18 protein-coding genes and 6 tRNA genes are annotated in these 15,871 nt (G+C 69.9%); 15 read left to right on the top strand and 9 right to left on the bottom strand.

The genetic code is table 11. The annotated features are described in order from the left end of the window. Positions 1-27: 27 nt before the first annotated feature. Positions 28-846 carry an RNA methyltransferase gene (locus tag QQY66_RS08105; RefSeq protein WP_301978391.1) on the top strand — a complete coding sequence of 273 codons (819 nt, stop codon included), beginning with the start codon at positions 28-30 and terminating at the stop codon, positions 844-846. On the opposite strand, the gene QQY66_RS08100 is transcribed toward QQY66_RS08105, so the two are convergent. Next, positions 843-2,300, bottom strand: a complete 1,458-nt coding sequence (locus QQY66_RS08100; RefSeq protein WP_301987227.1) for a serine/threonine protein kinase — start codon at positions 2,298-2,300, stop codon at positions 843-845. The genes QQY66_RS08105 and QQY66_RS08100 overlap by 4 nt on opposite strands. 196 nt (positions 2,301-2,496) lie before the next feature. Between QQY66_RS08100 and QQY66_RS08095 the strand changes: the two genes are divergently transcribed. From QQY66_RS08095 to QQY66_RS08080, 4 genes are all read left to right on the top strand, one after another. Continuing rightward, complete coding sequence (locus QQY66_RS08095; RefSeq protein ID WP_301978390.1) at positions 2,497-2,772, top strand: hypothetical protein; 276 nt, start codon at positions 2,497-2,499, stop codon at positions 2,770-2,772. Between the two features lie 198 nt (positions 2,773-2,970). Beyond that, complete coding sequence (locus tag QQY66_RS08090; protein ID WP_301978389.1) at positions 2,971-3,180, top strand: hypothetical protein; 210 nt, start codon at positions 2,971-2,973, stop codon at positions 3,178-3,180. Positions 3,181-3,843: 663 nt separating this feature from the next. After that, positions 3,844-4,785 carry a phosphotransferase family protein gene (locus QQY66_RS08085; RefSeq protein WP_301978388.1) on the top strand — a complete coding sequence of 314 codons (942 nt, stop codon included), beginning with the start codon at positions 3,844-3,846 and terminating at the stop codon, positions 4,783-4,785. An 80-nt stretch (positions 4,786-4,865) separates the two neighbouring features. After that, on the top strand, positions 4,866-5,174 hold the full coding sequence (locus QQY66_RS08080; protein ID WP_301978387.1) for a zf-TFIIB domain-containing protein: 309 nt from the start codon (positions 4,866-4,868) through the stop codon (positions 5,172-5,174). A 53-nt stretch (positions 5,175-5,227) separates the two neighbouring features. Here QQY66_RS08080 and QQY66_RS08075 read toward each other — a convergent pair. The 5 genes from QQY66_RS08075 to QQY66_RS08055 form a co-directional block, all read right to left on the bottom strand. Then, positions 5,228-5,299 (bottom strand) — tRNA-Val (locus QQY66_RS08075). Positions 5,300-5,333: 34 nt separating this feature from the next. Further along, positions 5,334-5,405, bottom strand: a tRNA-Val gene (locus QQY66_RS08070). A 34-nt stretch (positions 5,406-5,439) separates the two neighbouring features. Further along, positions 5,440-5,511 (bottom strand) — tRNA-Val (locus QQY66_RS08065). 1 nt (position 5,512) lies between these two features. After that, positions 5,513-5,586: transfer RNA gene (locus tag QQY66_RS08060), tRNA-Cys, on the bottom strand. Between the two features lie 39 nt (positions 5,587-5,625). Further along, positions 5,626-5,698: transfer RNA gene (locus QQY66_RS08055), tRNA-Gly, on the bottom strand. A 178-nt stretch (positions 5,699-5,876) separates the two neighbouring features. On the opposite strand from QQY66_RS08055, the gene QQY66_RS08050 reads away from it, so the two are divergent. From QQY66_RS08050 to QQY66_RS08040, 3 genes are read left to right on the top strand one after another with little or no spacing between them, the layout of a single operon-like run. Then, complete coding sequence (locus QQY66_RS08050; RefSeq protein ID WP_301978386.1) at positions 5,877-6,917, top strand: chorismate-binding protein; 1,041 nt, start codon at positions 5,877-5,879, stop codon at positions 6,915-6,917. Positions 6,918-6,969: 52 nt separating this feature from the next. Beyond that, positions 6,970-7,800: an aminotransferase class IV gene (locus tag QQY66_RS08045; RefSeq protein WP_301978385.1), complete on the top strand. Its 831-nt coding sequence runs from the start codon at positions 6,970-6,972 to the stop codon at positions 7,798-7,800. A 37-nt stretch (positions 7,801-7,837) separates the two neighbouring features. After that, positions 7,838-8,662: a GNAT family N-acetyltransferase gene (locus QQY66_RS08040; protein ID WP_301978384.1), complete on the top strand. Its 825-nt coding sequence runs from the start codon at positions 7,838-7,840 to the stop codon at positions 8,660-8,662. A gap of 9 nt (positions 8,663-8,671) precedes the next feature. On the opposite strand, the gene QQY66_RS08035 is transcribed toward QQY66_RS08040, so the two are convergent. Further along, positions 8,672-9,196 (bottom strand): DsbA family protein, encoded by a 525-nt coding sequence (locus QQY66_RS08035; protein WP_301978383.1) that lies wholly within the window; start codon positions 9,194-9,196, stop codon positions 8,672-8,674. 244 nt (positions 9,197-9,440) lie between these two features. On the opposite strand from QQY66_RS08035, the gene QQY66_RS08030 reads away from it, so the two are divergent. Next, the gene (locus QQY66_RS08030; protein WP_301987225.1) at positions 9,441-9,884 is read left to right on the top strand and encodes a hypothetical protein; all 444 of its coding nucleotides are present in this window, start codon (positions 9,441-9,443) and stop codon (positions 9,882-9,884) included. 154 nt (positions 9,885-10,038) lie between these two features. Next, positions 10,039-10,191, top strand: coding sequence for a hypothetical protein (locus QQY66_RS08025; protein WP_004002639.1), 153 nt, complete (start codon positions 10,039-10,041; stop codon positions 10,189-10,191). A 113-nt stretch (positions 10,192-10,304) separates the two neighbouring features. Here QQY66_RS08025 and QQY66_RS08020 read toward each other — a convergent pair whose 3' ends face one another. Together QQY66_RS08020 and QQY66_RS08015 are read right to left on the bottom strand one after the other, a co-directional pair. Further along, positions 10,305-10,865 (bottom strand): CGNR zinc finger domain-containing protein, encoded by a 561-nt coding sequence (locus tag QQY66_RS08020; RefSeq protein WP_301978382.1) that lies wholly within the window; start codon positions 10,863-10,865, stop codon positions 10,305-10,307. A gap of 226 nt (positions 10,866-11,091) precedes the next feature. After that, positions 11,092-11,505: an SsgA family sporulation/cell division regulator gene (locus QQY66_RS08015; RefSeq protein WP_004002642.1), complete on the bottom strand. Its 414-nt coding sequence runs from the start codon at positions 11,503-11,505 to the stop codon at positions 11,092-11,094. 191 nt (positions 11,506-11,696) lie between these two features. Here QQY66_RS08015 and QQY66_RS08010 point away from each other — a divergent pair, with 191 nt between their 5' ends. The 5 genes from QQY66_RS08010 (at position 11,697) to QQY66_RS07990 (ending at position 15,864) form a co-directional block, all read left to right on the top strand. Continuing rightward, positions 11,697-12,149, top strand: coding sequence for a TIGR02611 family protein (locus tag QQY66_RS08010; protein ID WP_301978381.1), 453 nt, complete (start codon positions 11,697-11,699; stop codon positions 12,147-12,149). Positions 12,150-12,228: 79 nt separating this feature from the next. Further along, positions 12,229-12,300, top strand: a tRNA-Val gene (locus QQY66_RS08005). A gap of 383 nt (positions 12,301-12,683) precedes the next feature. Continuing rightward, positions 12,684-13,973, top strand: coding sequence for an ABC transporter substrate-binding protein (locus QQY66_RS08000; protein WP_301978380.1), 1,290 nt, complete (start codon positions 12,684-12,686; stop codon positions 13,971-13,973). Then, a complete protein-coding gene (locus tag QQY66_RS07995; RefSeq protein WP_301978379.1) occupies positions 13,973-14,974 on the top strand; it encodes a carbohydrate ABC transporter permease in 1,002 nt (333 codons plus the stop codon). The genes QQY66_RS08000 and QQY66_RS07995 overlap by 1 nt, the downstream gene beginning before the upstream one ends. Continuing rightward, positions 14,971-15,864 carry a carbohydrate ABC transporter permease gene (locus QQY66_RS07990; RefSeq protein WP_301978378.1) on the top strand — a complete coding sequence of 298 codons (894 nt, stop codon included), beginning with the start codon at positions 14,971-14,973 and terminating at the stop codon, positions 15,862-15,864. The genes QQY66_RS07995 and QQY66_RS07990 overlap by 4 nt, the downstream gene beginning before the upstream one ends. Positions 15,865-15,871: the final 7 nt, after the last annotated feature.

The raw sequence follows: 15,871 nt of genomic DNA, 5'->3' as shown, positions 1-15,871 counted from the left end.
GCACGCACGACAAGGCAGTATCACCCTGTGGCCGATCTCATCACCGTCCAGGATCCCGACGACCCGCGCCTGCACGACTACACGGGCCTGACCGACGTAGAGCTGCGCCGGAAGCGCGAGCCCGCCGAGGGCCTGTTCATCGCCGAGGGCGAGAAGGTCATCCGGCGGGCGAAGGACACAGGCTACGAGATGCGTTCGATGCTGCTGTCCGCCAAGTGGGTCGACGTCATGCGCGACGTCATCGACGAACTCCCCGCCCCCGTCTACGCGGTCAGCCCGGAACTCGCCGAGCAGGTCACCGGCTACCACGTGCACCGCGGCGCGCTCGCCTCCATGCAGCGCAAGCCGCTGCCGACGGCGGCCGAACTCCTGCAGACCGCACGCCGGGTGGTGGTCATGGAGTCCGTCAACGACCACACCAACATCGGCGCGATCTTCCGCTCCGCCGCCGCCCTCGGCATGGACGCGGTACTGCTCTCCCCGGACTGCGCGGACCCGCTCTACCGCCGCAGCGTGAAGGTCTCGATGGGCGCCGTCTTCTCCGTGCCGTACGCCCGCCTGGACACCTGGCCCAAGGGCCTGGAATCGGTCCGCGAGGCCGGCTTCGCCCTCCTCGCCCTCACCCCGGACGAGAAGGCCAAGACCCTCGACGAGGCCGCGCCGCACCGGATGGACCGGGTGGCCCTGATGCTCGGCGCCGAGGGCGACGGCCTGTCCACCCAGGCCCTGGTCGCCGCCGACGAATGGGTCCGCATCCCCATGTCCCACGACGTCGACTCCCTCAACGTGGGAGCGGCGGCGGCGGTCGCCTTCTACGCCGTGGCGACCGGCCGGCCTCAGCTCTAGGGCCTGTCCGCAACCTGCCGCCCGTCCAGCGACGGGTCATGCGGTGGTACGTCCACCCGCTCCTGCTGTCGTACGACGTCCCCGTCGCCGCCGAGCCCACGCGAGGGCCCCTGACAGCCCTGGGCCGCCGCGATGCCGAGCGCGACCAGCAGGGTCACGACGACGAACACGAACAGCCGCTGTCGCAGCAGCCGCGGATTGGCGGGCCGTCGCCCGGCGCCCGTGGTCCGGGGAGCGGGACGACCGTTGCCACTGCGTGGGGTTGGCCTGCTGCCGTTGCCCGAGCGCGTCGAGTTCCGGGTCGCGGGGGTGGTCCGTGGGGTGCCCTGCCGGGGAGTCGACGTACCGCTGCCGCGCGAGCCATTGGCGCCGCGCGGAGTGCCGGTGCCCCGCTGTGGAGTCCCGTTCCGCGACGGCGGCGCCGTGTCCCGCCCGGTGGCAGAGCCGCGCGACCCGGCGACGGATCCCCGAGGCGCGGGCGGTCCGCTCGGCGCGCCCGGCGCCGGTCCCGGCTGCCCCTGAGGGCGTCGCTGGAGACCGCGCTCGGGGTAGGTGTCGGCGAGCCGCCCGGTGGGCCGGTCCGCCTCCCCGGTGCGGGGCGCGGGCGGACGCGCCTCGGCGATCCCCTGTGCCTCGCGGGCCGCGATCTCCTTCAGCCGCAGCGACAGCTGGAGAGTACTGGGGCGCTCCTCGGGGTCCTTCGCCAGACAGGCCCGCACGAGCGGGGCCAGCGCGTCGGGAACGCCGCGCAGCTGCGCCTCCTCGTGCACCACCCGGTACAGCATCACTTCGGAACTGCCGTGACCGAAGGGCGAGTCGCCCATCGAGGCGTACGCCAGCGTCGCGCCGAGGGAGAACACGTCCGTGGCGGGCGTCACCGCGGCGCCCCGCACCTGCTCGGGGGCGAGGAAGCCGGGCGAGCCGACGGCCGTGCCGACGTGGGTGAGGGTCGAGGCACCGGTCGCCCAGGCGATGCCGAAGTCGATGATCCGCGGCCCCTTCGGGGACAGCAGGATGTTGGACGGCTTCAGGTCCCGGTGCACGACCCCGGCCTCGTGCACGGCGACCAGCCCCTCCGACAGGGCGGCTCCGACGGCGGCGACATCGGCGGCGACCAGCGGCCCCTCGCCGGCGACCTTGTCGTGCAGGGACGGGCCGGGCACGTACTGCGTGGCGAACCACGGCCGTTCGGCGTCGAGATCCGCCGCGACCAGCCGGGCGGTGCAGCCGCCCCGGATCCGCCGGGCCGCCGACACCTCGCGCGCGAAACGCGACCGGAACTCCTGGTCCTCCGCCAGATCGGGCCGGATGACCTTGAGCGCGACCCGCTGCCCCTTCTTGTCGGAGCCCAGGTAGACCACGCCCATCCCGCCCGCGCCGAGCCGTCTGTGAAGCCTGAATGAGCCGACGACGCGCGGGTCCTCGCGCCTCAGGCGCATCATCGCCATGTTCATCCCCGCTGCCCGGTCCCTGTGACGTGGCACAGCTTACGTTTCCACGGCCGCCCGCGCGCAGAGGCCGCGCCCTCTCGGCCCGATGGATTGTCAGTGCCGGGTGGGAGACTTGAAGAGTGGTCAGGGAGCGTGCGAGCAGGCGGACTTCGGGTGCGTGCGGATCCCAACGACCCGTCACAGAAGGGGGATTGAACCCGTGAAGGGTGATCGCGTGGAGATAGTCGTGGACGCCGGGGACACGACGCGCACGTACGAGGTGGTGGCGAGCAGGGCGGGCCGCAGGGTGGAGACGGCGGTACGCCGAGGTGTCGTGGAAGTGAGTGAAGTCACCCGAAGCGGGTCCGTGGTGCGCACGGCCCGTTTCATGGCGAACCGGGTCCTGGCGCTGGTCGAGCAGCCGATACCCCGGGAGGACAGCTCGGAAAAGTCAGGACACAGTGGGCACCCCCTCCGGGAAGACCCCGAGACCTAGGACCCCGTCTCCACCCAGGGGAGTACTCCGCGGGGAACCGCTCATCCTCCGGGAGGCCCGGCAATCGGTACGAGGGCATGACGCCCCCGGCTCGCCGCGCCCCTAAATTTGAAGTCAAGCGGCGGGTGCAGCACTCGTCCCCCGAGGTCAGACACCCGCCGCTGCCAACGACAACTGAGTTCGGTCAGGAGAGGGACCATGGCCCAGACGGCACCGCGGACGATGATCCGCACACAGGGACGCAGGGCGTACAGCGCCGCGTTCCACTCGCGCCGCCAGGGCCGCCGCCACCCCTTGGTGGCAACGGCGATGGCCCTTCCCCTGGCGGTCCTGCTCCTGGTCGTCTTCGACGGCTGGGAGACAGTGGCCACACAGGCGTCGTCCGTGGGTGTGGTGCTGGGGCGCTGAGCGGCGACCCCAGGCCCGGAAGAGCGGTCCGGGCGGGGACATCCATCCATGAAACCCCGTGGGGACGGGGGTGCGGCGGACGGCACAAATGCCGGCGCAGCTGGGGAGCTGCGCCGGCATTGCTGTTTTTTGCGCCTAAACCGGCGCCGCTTACGCAGACGTGGTGCTCGCCGTCGTGGTTCCTCAATTGATGGTTGCGGTGCGAGGGGCGATGGGGCTGACGCCGGTGCTCGCGTGGCCGGGGCGGGGCCCACCCGGCAGGCGGCGGGCTGCCGTCCCGCCAAGCTGCGGGCATGCGTGCCGCCTGGGGCGGGGTCCACCCGGCAGGCGGCGGGCTGCTGTCCCGCCCAAGCTGCGGGCATGCGTGCCGCCTGGGGCGGGGTCCACCCGGCAGGCGGCGGGCTGCTGTCCCGCCCAAGCTGCGGGCATGCGTGCCGCCTGGGGCGGCACGGGTGGGCGCAGGCGGCACCCCGTCAGCGCCGGGCCGCGCGACCCACCCCCGCCCTAGCCACAGCGCCGGACTGCGCGACCCCCGCCCCAGCCACCACGCCGGGCACCCCACCGACACGGCCGAAGAACACTCCCGCACCGGCCCCGCAACACCTTCGCCGCCAACCCCTCCGTACCCTCGCCACCAGACCCATCCGCACGTCAAGGGGCCCCGTGACCACCAACCCCCTCCTCCCGGTGCTCACCGCAAAGGCAAGGGCCGCCGCCCACGCCCGCACCCCCGCCTGCCCTTGCGGAGCCGGCGCGGTCACCCTCGCCGACCGCCCCGACGCGACAGTCGTCCGCCACGAGGACACCGTCGCCAAGGCGCACGCCCCCGACGCCACCCTCACCGACCTCACCCCCCGCCTCACCGTCGCCACCCACCTCCCGGACGTCCTCCTCCCCCCACTCACACCGACCCCGGTCACGCTCCACGGCCGTATCGTGACGTTCTGGCCGTACGGCACCCCCGTAGACCCGGAAACCCCCGACACCGCCCCCTGGGAAGCCGCCGCCACCCTCCTCGCCCGCCTCCACAGGACCCCCGCGCCTCACGCACTGCCCCCCATGCGCGGCCCCGCCAAGGCAGCCCACGCCGTCGCCCGCCTCCGCGTCCTCGCCCCGCACCCGGCCGTCTCCCCGGTCCTCCGAGCGTGGACCGCCCTCCCCGCCTGGGCCCGCGCCGAGATTCCCATGCCGGACACCACGACCCTCTGCCACGGCGACTTCCACCTCGGCCAACTCGTCCGCCACCCCGCCCCGAAAGGCCCTTGGCGACTCATCGACGTCGACGACCTCGGCATCGGCGCACCCGCCTGGGACCTCGCCCGCCCCGCGTCCTGGTACGCCTGCGGCCTGCTCGCACCCGACGAATGGACCCGCTTCCTGTCCGCCTACCGCGAAGCCGGCGGCCCCGCCGTCCCCGCCGAAGGCAACCCCTGGCCGGCCCTGGACGTCCCCGCCCGCGCCCTCACCGTCCAGACCGCCGCCCGCGCGATCACCAAGGCGGCAGCCGCGGACCGTCCGCTGGACGAGATCGAGCAGTCCCTCGTAGACGCCTGCGACCGAATGAGTTCCGCCCCACCGGAGTTGAGCCCACACTCGGAGAAGTAGTGTGCAACCGACCGCAGCCGGACAGAGTCTGTCCTGGCGAAACGCGAAGCAGGACCGACCGGCGAGGAGTTGAGCCGACCATGCAGTGTCCGAAGTGCCGTGCGCCGATGCACACGTACAACCGCAATGGCGTCCAGATCGAGCAGTGCAGCGGCTGCCGCGGGATTTTCCTCGACTACGGCGAGCTGGAGGCGCTGTCCCGCGTCGAGTCCCAGTGGGCCCAGCCTGCTCCGCCGCCCCCGGCCGCCCCGCAGGCGTACCCCGCCCCGCAGGCACCCGCCTGGGGCGCCCCGCACGGCGGCGGCCACCACGGCGGTCACGGCGGTCACGGCGGTCACTACGGCCATAAGCGCCACAAGAGCTTCGGCCACATGCTGTTCTCCAGCTGACCGGACCACCACGAAGCCCCCGGCCGTACGAGACGGCCGGGGGCTTCGGTGTGTGGACGATACTGGGATTGAACCAGTGACCTCTTCCGTGTCAGGGAAGCGCTCTCCCGCTGAGCTAATCGTCCTCGGGACCGTGACCCGAAGGTCACAAGCTGTGCGTGCGCGATACTGGGATTGAACCAGTGACCTCTTCCGTGTCAGGGAAGCGCTCTCCCGCTGAGCTAATCGCGCGAGTCGGATCTTGCCGACGTAGCAGCAGATCCAGTGGACGATACTGGGATTGAACCAGTGACCTCTTCCGTGTCAGGGAAGCGCTCTCCCGCTGAGCTAATCGTCCTTGGAGGTGGAGACGGGATTTGAACCCGTGTAGACGGCTTTGCAGGCCGTTGCCTCGCCTCTCGGCCACTCCACCAGGAGTGTAGGGGGTCCGGGTGGACCCCCTGTTCCTTCGAGCGGACGACGAGGCTCGAACTCGCGACCTCAACCTTGGCAAGGTTGCGCTCTACCAACTGAGCTACGTCCGCTTGTCGTTTCGTACCGCTCCCGCGGCCCGGCGACGAGTTGAACTCTAGCGGATTCCGGGGCCAGTACAAAAACGCGTTTGTGCAGCGTGCTGCGCTGCACCCGGTTGCCGACCTGGCCGGGGCAGCCGAGGCGACATGGCCAGGTCACCTGCGTGACACCCGCCATAGACTCGACTGCGTGTCCGACCTGCCTCCTCTCGCACGCTTCGCTGACCGCGTCGCCACCGGTCTCCTCGATGTCACCAGCGACCCCGCGGCCCTCGACTCCACCGGTTTCTGGGCCGTTTGCGCGGACTTCGAGGGCCGGCTGACCTGCGCCCGCTTCGCCGCCGTACGACAGGAGCCCGTGCCCGCCCCGGTGCCGGGCCGTTGGCGCGGACCGGCGACCGGTGACTGGACGTCGTCCCTCGACCGCGCTGCGTACATGGCGGGCGTACGGCGTGTCCGTGAGCACATCGCGGCCGGCGAGGTCTACCAGGCGAACCTCTGCCGGGTGCTCTCCGCACCGATTCCGCCCGATGCCGACGTGGACGCGCTCGCCGCGCTGCTGGCCCGCGGCAACCCGGCACCGTTCGCGGGGACGATCCGGCTGCCCGCCCACGGGGTGGAGATAGCCACGGCCTCGCCGGAACTCTTCCTGCGCCGGGACGGCCGGGTCGTCGAGTCCGGGCCGATCAAGGGCACCGGACGCACCGAGGCGGACCTGCTGGAGAAGGACTACGCCGAGAACGTGATGATCGTGGATCTGGTGCGCAACGACCTCGGGCGTGCCTGCGGCACCGGCAGCGTGACCGTCCCCGATCTGTGTGCCGTCGAGAAGCACCCGGGCCTGGTCCATCTCGTCTCCACCGTCCGCGGCGAACTGCGTACCGGGGCCGGCTGGCCGGAGCTGCTCGCCGCCACGTTCCCGCCCGGCTCGGTCACCGGGGCGCCCAAGTCGAGTGCCCTGAGGATCATCGAAGCGCTGGAGACGGCGCCCAGGGGGCCGTACTGCGGCGGCATCGGCTGGGTCGACGCCGACCGCGGGACGGGCGAGCTGGCCGTCGGTATCCGTACCTTCTGGATCGACCGGACGGAGGGCGTCCTGCGCTTCGGCACGGGCGCCGGCATCACCTGGGGGTCCGACCCGGAGGGGGAGTGGCGGGAGACCGAGCTGAAGGCGTCCCGGCTGCTCGCGGTAGCGTCGGGAACGTACGAGGACAGTGGAGCGGGAGTCTGACGTGCCGGCCGCGGCCGAACAGACACGTGCACATGCTTGCGAGGTAGAATCAGTGAAGCTTTGGCTCGACGGCGGGCTGCAGGACATCGAGGCCGCCCGTGTCTCCGTCTTCGACCACGGGCTGACCGTGGGAGACGGCATCTTCGAGACGGTGAAGGCGGCCGACGGGAAGCCGTTCGCGCTCACCCGCCATCTCGACCGGCTGACCCGCTCCGCCCGCGGCCTGGGTCTGCCCGACCCGGACCACGACGAGGTACGACGCGCCTGCGCCGCCGTCCTCGACGCCAACCCGATGCCGCTCGGCCGGCTGCGCATCACCTACACCGGCGGCCACGGCCCGCTGGGCTCCGACCGCGGCGAGCACGGCCCGACCCTGGTGGTCGCCCTCGGTGAGACCAGCCGGCGCCCCGACTCCACGGCGGTCGTCACCGTGCCGTGGACCCGCAACGAGCGCGGCGCACTCACCGGCCTGAAGACGACCTCGTACGCCGAGAACGTCGTCGCCCTCGCCCGCGCACGCCAACAGGGCGCCACCGAGGCGCTGTTCGGCAACACGGTCGGACAACTCTGCGAAGGCACCGGGTCGAACGTCTTCGTGGTCCTGGACGGCGAGATCCACACCCCGCCGCTCGCCTCCGGCTGCCTCGCGGGCATCACGCGCGCGTTGACGATCGAGTGGACCGGGGCGAAGGAGACCGACCTGCCACTGGACGTCCTGGAACGGGCCAACGAGGTCTTCCTGACGTCCACGCTGCGGGACGTCCAGGCCGTGCACCGGGTCGACGACCGCCTCCTGCCGGGCGCGCCCGGTCCGGTGACCGCCAAGGCGATGCGGATCTTCGACGAGCGGTCCCGGGCCGACGTCGATCCCCTCGGAAATTGAGCTGCCCCCGTCCGCCCCGGCGGGTAGAACACCCCTGATGACCACGACCCTGCGGCCGACCGAGCCGCTTCAGCACCAGTCGAACGGAACGCGTTCACGCCGCTACCAGGTGTGCGTGAACAGCCGTCCAGTGGGCCGGATACACCTCGGCACCTCTCCGTCCTTCGGCGACACGGTGGCCCGCATCCTGGACCTGCGCATCGAGGAGCCGGACCGGCGCCGCGGCCGGGCGACAGTGGCCGCACTCGCCGCGGAGGAGGTGGCACGCGGCTGGGGCTGCAAGCAGATCGAGACGGGTGTCCCCGCCGACGTCGGCGCGGCACTGCGGCTCTTCCAAGCCCTCGGTTATGCCCTGCGCAGCCGCGGAATGGAGAAGCAACTCGGCGACACGCCGCCCGAACTGCCCGCCGGCAGCCGCGCGCGGTCCATGACGGAGGCCGAGTTCGCGCCGTGGCACGAGTACGCGGCCGAGCAGTACGCCCGTATGTGGATCGAGCGGGGCGTGCCCGAGGCCGAGGCGTACGCCAAGTCGCAGCGCGATCACGAGACGCTTCTGCCACAGGGCCTCACCACCGAGAACATGCTGTTCAGCGTGTTGGAGGACGGGGGTGTGCGCGTGGGCACCCTGTGGCTGGCCCTTCGGGACGACAAGGCGTTCGTCTTCGATGTCGAGGCCGACGCGGCCCATCGCGGACACGGGCACGGCCGTACGCTGATGCTGCTGGCGGAGAGGCAGGCGATCGCCGCCGGGCGACGTGCCCTCGAACTCAACGTGCACGCGGGCAACACCCCGGCGGAGCGGCTGTACGAGTCACTCGGCTACGAGACGACGTTGTACGCCTTCCACAAGCCCCTGCTGTAAGCCCCTGGCTCAGGCCCCCTCAGGCTTCTCGGCGAGCAGCCGGTCCGCGATCTCCTCGATGCGCTCGCGCAGCCCTTCCTGGCTCTTGCCGCCGTCCAGCCGCTCGCCGCCGATGACATACGTCGGCGTGCCGGTCACGCCGATCGCCTTGCCCTCGGCCTGGTCGGCGTCGACGATCAGGATGTGCCGGCCGTCGATCAGAGCGGTGTCGAACTCCTCGGCGTCGAGACCGAGTTCGCGCGCGACCTCGACCAGGAAGGGTTCTCCCTTACGGTCCAGCTCCTCGACCCTGGCCAGGACCGCCTCGACGTACGGCCAGCCCTGCCCCTGCTCCAGCGCCTCCTCGGCGGCCTGCGCGGCGGCGAAGGCGTGCTTGTGCTTCTCCAGCGGGAAGTGCCGCAACCGCAGCTCCAGCCGGTCGCCGTAGCGGGCCCGCAGGGCGCGGAGATCGTCCAGCGCGCCACGGCAGTCCGGGCACTGCAGCTCACACCACACGTCGAGAACGGGTGTGGCGGGGGAGGGGGAGTCGCTCATGGTCACAGTCTCCCAGCCCCGGCCCGGACGACCCAATCGGCGCCCGAAGGCCGGTCGCCGCCGGTCGCACACCGGGCACAACTCCGCGTGCGATGCGCCCGGGTCGTACGCCACCGTCCGGCACCTTCGGAGGAGGCGACCCGGAGATGTCCCTGATGTCCGCCCGGACCATGGCCCGCCGGGGGCCGGACGGTGCAGGATGGAAGGGACGAAGTGCACGACCGAGCCCTGCCTGGAGGACCGGATGATTGCCGAGACCGTCTGTTCCGCCGTCGCCGCGGCAGGCCTGGGCATCGCGGCGGTCACGGCGTACCGCAAGCGTTTTCTCACGGCCGCCCGTATCGCGGCCTACTCCCTCGTCCCGCTCGGCCTGGTGATGACCGGGGTCGTCGACTGGGTCGCAGACACCGCGTTCAGCCCGGTGGCCTGGGCGGGCTTCGGTGTGCTCGGCGCGTCCTGGCTGCTGTTCGCGAGCACACGCGCGGTGGAGCGCCGTCGCGGCGGCACCCGCAAGGAGCGCAAGGCAGCCGCCCGGTCCGGACAGGGCGAGGCGGTGGCGCCGGCGGCCTCGGCGCCCTCCCTGGGCCCGGCCTCGCGCTCGAAGACACCCTCCGCGACCGCACCCCGCGCCGACAAGGCGGACGACTTCAGCGACATCGAGGCCATCCTCAAGAAGCACGGCATATGACGGCGGCCTGGCGGACTGAAACGACACAGTCGACCGGCGCGCAGCCAGAAATGATCACGGCCTGAACCCGCCGTCACGGAATTCGGCGAACTCCCGTACATTGCGGGCGTGTTGATCGCGTCGGGGCCATCACCTGCGACATCATCGCCGCGAGATGCTGGACACGACACAGAGCGAGGCCGCGCCGCCGCAGGATGAGCCGCGCGGATGCCTCTTCGCCCTTTCCCAGCCACCGCTGATGATCTTCCTTGCGGTGATCGGGTGTCTACTGCTCATGGCCGCGTTGCACGACCTGCTGTTGCTGTGAGCCGTACCCGTGGTCCCCGGCGCCACCCGCCGGGGCCACGTCGGCATCGATGTCCGACTCAGGCGTGATCGGCCCGGCCGGGGCGGTCGGTCCAGGCGTGATCGCCCCCGCCCTCAGCCCGCCGCCTCTTTCCGTCGCGCCCGGTACGCGGCGACATGCAGACGGTTCCCGCAGGTGCGGCTGTCGCAGTACCGGCGCGAGCGGTTCCGGGAGAGGTCGACGAAGGCGTGCCGGCAGTCGGGCGCCTCGCACCGCCGCAGCCGCTCCTGCTCCCCGGCCACCACGAAGAAGGCCAGCGCCATCCCGCAGTCCGCCGCCAGGTGATCGGCGACGGAGGCGCCGGGCGCGAAGTAGTGCACGTGCCAGTCGTAGCCGTCGTGGTCGGTGAGCCGGGGCGTCGTGCCCGCGGCGGCGACCAGATCATTGATCAGCCCGGCCGCGGCCCGGGGGTCCGGTGCGGCGAAGATCCCCGCGAACCGGCTGCGGATCTTCCGCACCGCCGAGAGGTCGAACTCCGAGAGCACCCCGACATCACTGATTTCGTGGTTTCGTACGAAATCCTCGAGAGCCGCGACATTCGCCAGCCCGTCCGGCGTCGCATCGTCCTCCGGCGCGGTGTTCACCAGATCCACCACGGTGTCCAGCGCACACCGGGTGTCGTGGGTGATCAGCACGTTTCGCTCCCTGGCCTGGGGGTCGGGCAGACGCCCGCCGATGCTGGCCGATGGTAATGGCTGACCGGCCCTCGCCGAAGCGGCGTGCGGCGCTCCGGAGCCCTGTACGACGCAGCGGCACCGTCCGGACAGGCCGGGCGGTGCCGCTGTATGCGATATGCGGTTGTCTTGGCCCGAGCCGTCACCCCGAGTCGACGGCGCCGGGCGGCCTGGTGAGAGCCTCGCCCTAGCTTTCCGCCAGGATGTGCGAGAGCTCCTGATCAAGATCGAAGTGACGATGCTCGGTGCCGGGTGGCACAGCCGCATCCGTGCGCTTCAGAAACGACTCCAGAGCCCTTGCCGGGGCCTCCAGCAGGGCCTCGCCCTCCGGAGAGCTCAGGGCGATGCAGACGACCCCCTGGCCGTGACTGCGCGACGGCCAGACGCGGACGTCGCCGGTGCCCGTGGGCCGGTGGAGGCCCTCCGCGAGCAGGTCGCGGGCGAACACCCACTCGACGGTCTCCTCGGCACCGGTGTGGAAGGTGGCGTGCACGGCGTAGGGGTCGGCCGTGTCATACCGCAGGCCTGCGGGGACAGGCAGGGAGGACTCGCTCGACACAACGAGGCGCAGGTGCAGCTCGCAGCTGACCGTGGTGTTCATAAGCGCCAGGGCCTTTCGCTCAGTGTGCGCTCGGGGATTCGCACGTCGGCGAAATCGACATGCCACCTACGGTGCCGTTGTAAACCCCTCTGAGTGTTTTGCGTGCCTTTACGTAACTCTTCCGGCCGAGAACCAGTTCGTGACGTACCTCCATTCCGGTGACCGGTTTCTCTCCGGTAGGGTTTGGCCGTATGAATACGGGGCGTGACGAGCCTGGCGAGGTCGCCATGGCTGCGGACGAGACGAAGGCGGACGGAGCGAAGAGCGAGCAGGCGCTCGGCTCGAGAGCACCGGAGTTCATCAAGGCGCGCCGGATACTGCACCTGAGCTGGCAGGTCGGCATCTTCGCCGTCGGCCTCGCGGTCGTGGTCGTGGGCATCATCCTGCTGCCCCTGCCCGGACCGGGGTGGGTGATCATCTTCGGCGGCATGGCGATCTGGGCGACCGAGTTCGTCTGGGCCCAGCTGGTGCTCCGCTGGACCAAGCGCAAGGTCACCGAGGCGGCACAGCGCGCGCTCGATCCCAAGGTGCGGCGCCGCAACATCATCCTGACGACGATCACCCTGGTGATCATCGCCGTTCTCCTCGGGATCTACCTCTGGAAGTTCGGCGTCGTGATGCCCTGGAAGATCAAGGACCAGTGAGCCGCGCGGGGTGTGTCTGTGACCGGTCGGCTTCAGTCACAGGTACGCCCTGACATGGGGTAATGTTCTTCCTGCGCCCGGGCGATTAGCTCAGTGGGAGAGCGCTTCGTTCACACCGAAGAGGTCACTGGTTCGAACCCAGTATCGCCCACCGGGAACGGCGGCCCGTCTGTGAGAGAGCAGGCGGGCCGCCGTCGTGTGTGTGCCTCCGGCCCGGCGTGGTGAGCGCGACGACCCCGTCCCTGGGTCCGCCCGCAACTCCCCGCCTCACTCGGCGACTTTCGGCCGCCCGCCATACCCGTGCGACAGGCCACTTCCCGTTCGGTCGGCCGACCCCACGCCTCTCACCTGCGCCATCACCTCGCCCGCCGCGACAGCTCCCGTCCGAAGGCCGCCTGATCGCCGACCCGGGCCGCAAGAAATTCCTGTCCGAATCATTGACGCACCCTCAACCCCTTCGTACCTTGTGCCAGCAAGCGCTTACTTGAAACGATTCATGCAGGCGGCAACGACGCTGCGGGGAGGGGCCCGACTGTGGGAACCAGCAGGAATGTTGAGAGGCGTACGATCCTGAAGGCGGCCGGAGCCACGGCGGCCACGTTAGGGCTGGCCGCGACGACGGGCTGCGGCGGCGACGGAGGCACCTCCTCCGATGGGACGGTGACGATCCGTTACGCCTGGTGGGGTGCCGAGGACCGCGCCCAGCGCATCAACAAGACGATCGCGCTCTTCGAGAAGAAGTACCCGAAGATCAAGGTGAAAACGGACTTCCAGCCGTACACCGACTTCTGGAAGAAGTTCAACACCCAGGCCTCGGGCGGAAATCCGCCGGACGTCTTCCAGAATGCCTTTGCATTCCTGCGGAAATACGACGCGAAGAACGTACTCCTCGACCTCAAGGCCCAGGTCGACGCGGGCAACCTCTCCATGGACGGCTTCCGGGCCGGCCTGGACAAGTTCGGCGAGATCGACGGAAAGCTCCTCGGAGTTCCGGTCGGCTCCAACTCGATGGCCCTGGTCATCGACAAACCCGTCTACACCAAGGCCGGCGTGAAGCCGGAACAGGGCTGGACCTGGGACGACTTCGACGCGGCGATGAAGAAGATCCGCGACAAGGCGGGGCGCGCCGGTGACAGCGGCATGTACGGCGTCATGTACCTCTACGACCTGTACCTGCGCCAGAACGGCAAGGCGTTCTTCACCGAGGACGGACTCGGCTTCACCGAGGCGGATCTGACCCAGTGGTGGACGAAGGCCAAGAAGGGCGTCGAGGAGGGCGTCTACGCGGATGCCAAGAAGGTCGCTCAGGTCAAGCCCAAGTCGGCCGTCTCCGCTGAGATCGCCGCCGGCGAGTTCACCTGGGACAACTTCACCGTTCGCTACACCTCCGAAGGCAAGAGCGAGTACGGCCTGGCGCCCATTCCGACCACCGACGGCCAGAAGACCGGCCAGTACCTCGGGTCCCTCATGCTCAGCGCCTCCAAGCGCACCCAGCACCCCAAGGAAGTAGCGCAGTTCATCGACTTCATGGTGCACGACCCCGAGGTCGCCAAGATCATGGGCTATGACCGCGGTGTGCCCGCGACACAGGCCCAGTACGACGCGTTCAAGCCGACCGACGAGGTGAACAAGGGGATCGCCGCCTACGAGGAGTCCCTCGTCGCGTCCGGCGTCCTGGAGCCGATCACCCCGCACCCGAACGGCGCCGACGTCTGCGAGGCCGCGTTCCTGCGCATCGCCGAGGAACTCGCCCTGGGCACCCGCTCCGTGGACGAGGCCGTCAAGCAGTTCTTCACCGAGTCGAAGACGGCTCTCGTCGCCTGATGGGAACCACCGTGACACACGCCCCTGCGATGGAGGGCCTGTCCCAGGACTCCGAGCCGCGGCACGGTCCGGTGAAGCCCGTGCGCCCCGCCGCCCTCAAGCGGCGGCGGCGCCGGGAGAACCTGGCCGGCTATCTCTTCATGTCCCCCTGGATCGCCGGATTCCTGTTGCTCACCGCAGGCCCGATGATCGCCTCGCTCTACTTCGCCTTCACCGACTACAACCTCTTCGACTCGCCGAAGTGGATCGGCCTCGACAACTTCTCCGAGATGTTCGGGGACCCGCGCTGGCGCCACTCGGTGCAGGTGACGATGTGGTACGTCGTCGTCGGTACGCCGCTCAAGCTGCTCGCCGCCCTCGGTGTGGCGCTGCTGCTCGCGCAGAAGCGGCGCGGACAGGCCTTCTACCGGGCCGCCTTCTACGCGCCGTCGCTGATCGGGGCGAGCGTCTCCGTCGCCATCGTCTGGAAGGCGATCTTCTCGGACGACGCGATCGTGGACCGTACGCAGAAGCTGTTCGGGATCGACGTCGGCGGCTGGACCGGCGACCCGGAGCTGATCATCTACAGCCTGGTGGCGCTCACCGTCTGGCAGTTCGGCGCCCCCATGGTCATCTTCCTGGCGGGCCTCAAGCAGGTCCCGCGGGAGCTGTACGAGGCGGCCGAGGTCGACGGGGCGGGCAAGCTGCGGCAGTTCTGGAACATCACGCTGCCGATGATTTCCCCGGTCCTGTTCTTCAACGTCCTGCTGGAGACGATCCACTCCTTCCAGATCTTCAGCTCGGCGTACATCGTCGGCGGCGGAGCCGGAGCCAACGCCTGCGGTCCCGCGGACGGTTCGATGGTCTACACCTGCTACCTCTACGTCCAGGGCTTCGAAAACAGCCGGATGGGCCTGGCCTCCGCGATGGCGTGGATGCTGCTGGTCGCGGTCGCTCTGGTGACGGCGGTGCTGTTCTGGTCCCAGAAGCGCTGGGTGCACTACGAGGAGGTCGCCCGATGAGCGCACAGGCCACCGACATCACGCCGGCCCCCTCCACGAGGGCGGGGGCGCTGCGCCGCATGCTGCCGGGCTCCATCGCCTGGCATGTCGGATCCCTCCTGATCCTCGCGGTGATCCTTTATCCGGTGATCTGGGTCATCGGCGGCTCTTTCAAGAAGAGCGAGGACATCGTCGGCAGTCTGGATCTCTTCCCGACCGATCCGATCACCGACAACTACACACGGCTGTCCGATGGCATCGCGGACATCTCGATCTCCACGTTCTTCGTCAACTCGCTGACGCTCGCGATCGGTTCCGTGATCGGGATCCTGGTGTCCTGCTCGCTGACGGCGTACGCCTTCGCGAGGATTCGCTTCGCGGGCCGCAATCTGCTGTTCACGCTGATGATCGGCACCCTCCTGCTGCCGTACCACGTGCTGCTGATCCCGCAGTACGTGCTCTTCCGCAACATGGAGATGATCAACACGTACACCCCGCTGCTGCTGGGGAAGTACCTGGCGACGGAGGCGTTCTTCGTCTTCCTGATGATGCAGTTCATGCGGAATCTCCCCAAGGAGCTCGACGAGGCCGCGCGCCTCGACGGCTGCGGACACCTGCGCATCTACTGGTCGATCGTGCTCCCGCTGTGCCGCCCGGCCCTGATCACCAGCGCGATCTTCACCTTCATCAATTCCTGGAACGACTTCATGGGGCCGCTGATCTACCTCAACGAGCCCGACAAGTACACGGTCTCGCTCGGCCTGAAGATGTTCGTGGACCAGGAGGGCGTGGCCAACTACGGCGGCATGATCGCGATGACGCTCGTCGCCCTCCTGCCGGTGCTCGCCTTCTTCCTGGCCTTCCAGCGCTACCTGATCGACGGCATGGCGACGTCCGGACTGAAGGGCTGAGGCGGTC

Origin of the sequence: Streptomyces sp. DG2A-72 (assembly GCF_030499575.1) — a bacterium.
Classification (GTDB): domain Bacteria; phylum Actinomycetota; class Actinomycetes; order Streptomycetales; family Streptomycetaceae; genus Streptomyces.
This window is presented reverse-complemented; position numbering and strand designations above follow the sequence as displayed.

Bases quoted from the DNA above. Each gene is read 5' to 3' on its own strand.
- QQY66_RS08100 (WP_301987227.1), bottom strand. From the start codon at position 2,300: ATGAACATGGCGATGATGCGCCTGAGGCGCGAGGACCCGCGCGTCGTC.
- QQY66_RS07990 (WP_301978378.1), top strand. From the start codon at position 14,971: ATGAGCGCACAGGCCACCGACATCACGCCGGCCCCCTCCACGAGGGCG.
- QQY66_RS08035 (WP_301978383.1), bottom strand. From the start codon at position 9,196: ATGAGCGACTCCCCCTCCCCCGCCACACCCGTTCTCGACGTGTGGTGT.
- QQY66_RS07995 (WP_301978379.1), top strand. From the start codon at position 13,973: ATGGGAACCACCGTGACACACGCCCCTGCGATGGAGGGCCTGTCCCAG.
- QQY66_RS08080 (WP_301978387.1), top strand. From the start codon at position 4,866: ATGCAGTGTCCGAAGTGCCGTGCGCCGATGCACACGTACAACCGCAAT.
- QQY66_RS08015 (WP_004002642.1), bottom strand. From the start codon at position 11,505: ATGAACACCACGGTCAGCTGCGAGCTGCACCTGCGCCTCGTTGTGTCG.
- QQY66_RS08040 (WP_301978384.1), top strand. From the start codon at position 7,838: ATGACCACGACCCTGCGGCCGACCGAGCCGCTTCAGCACCAGTCGAAC.
- QQY66_RS08090 (WP_301978389.1), top strand. From the start codon at position 2,971: ATGGCCCAGACGGCACCGCGGACGATGATCCGCACACAGGGACGCAGG.
- QQY66_RS08010 (WP_301978381.1), top strand. From the start codon at position 11,697: ATGAATACGGGGCGTGACGAGCCTGGCGAGGTCGCCATGGCTGCGGAC.
- QQY66_RS08030 (WP_301987225.1), top strand. From the start codon at position 9,441: ATGATTGCCGAGACCGTCTGTTCCGCCGTCGCCGCGGCAGGCCTGGGC.
- QQY66_RS08025 (WP_004002639.1), top strand. From the start codon at position 10,039: ATGCTGGACACGACACAGAGCGAGGCCGCGCCGCCGCAGGATGAGCCG.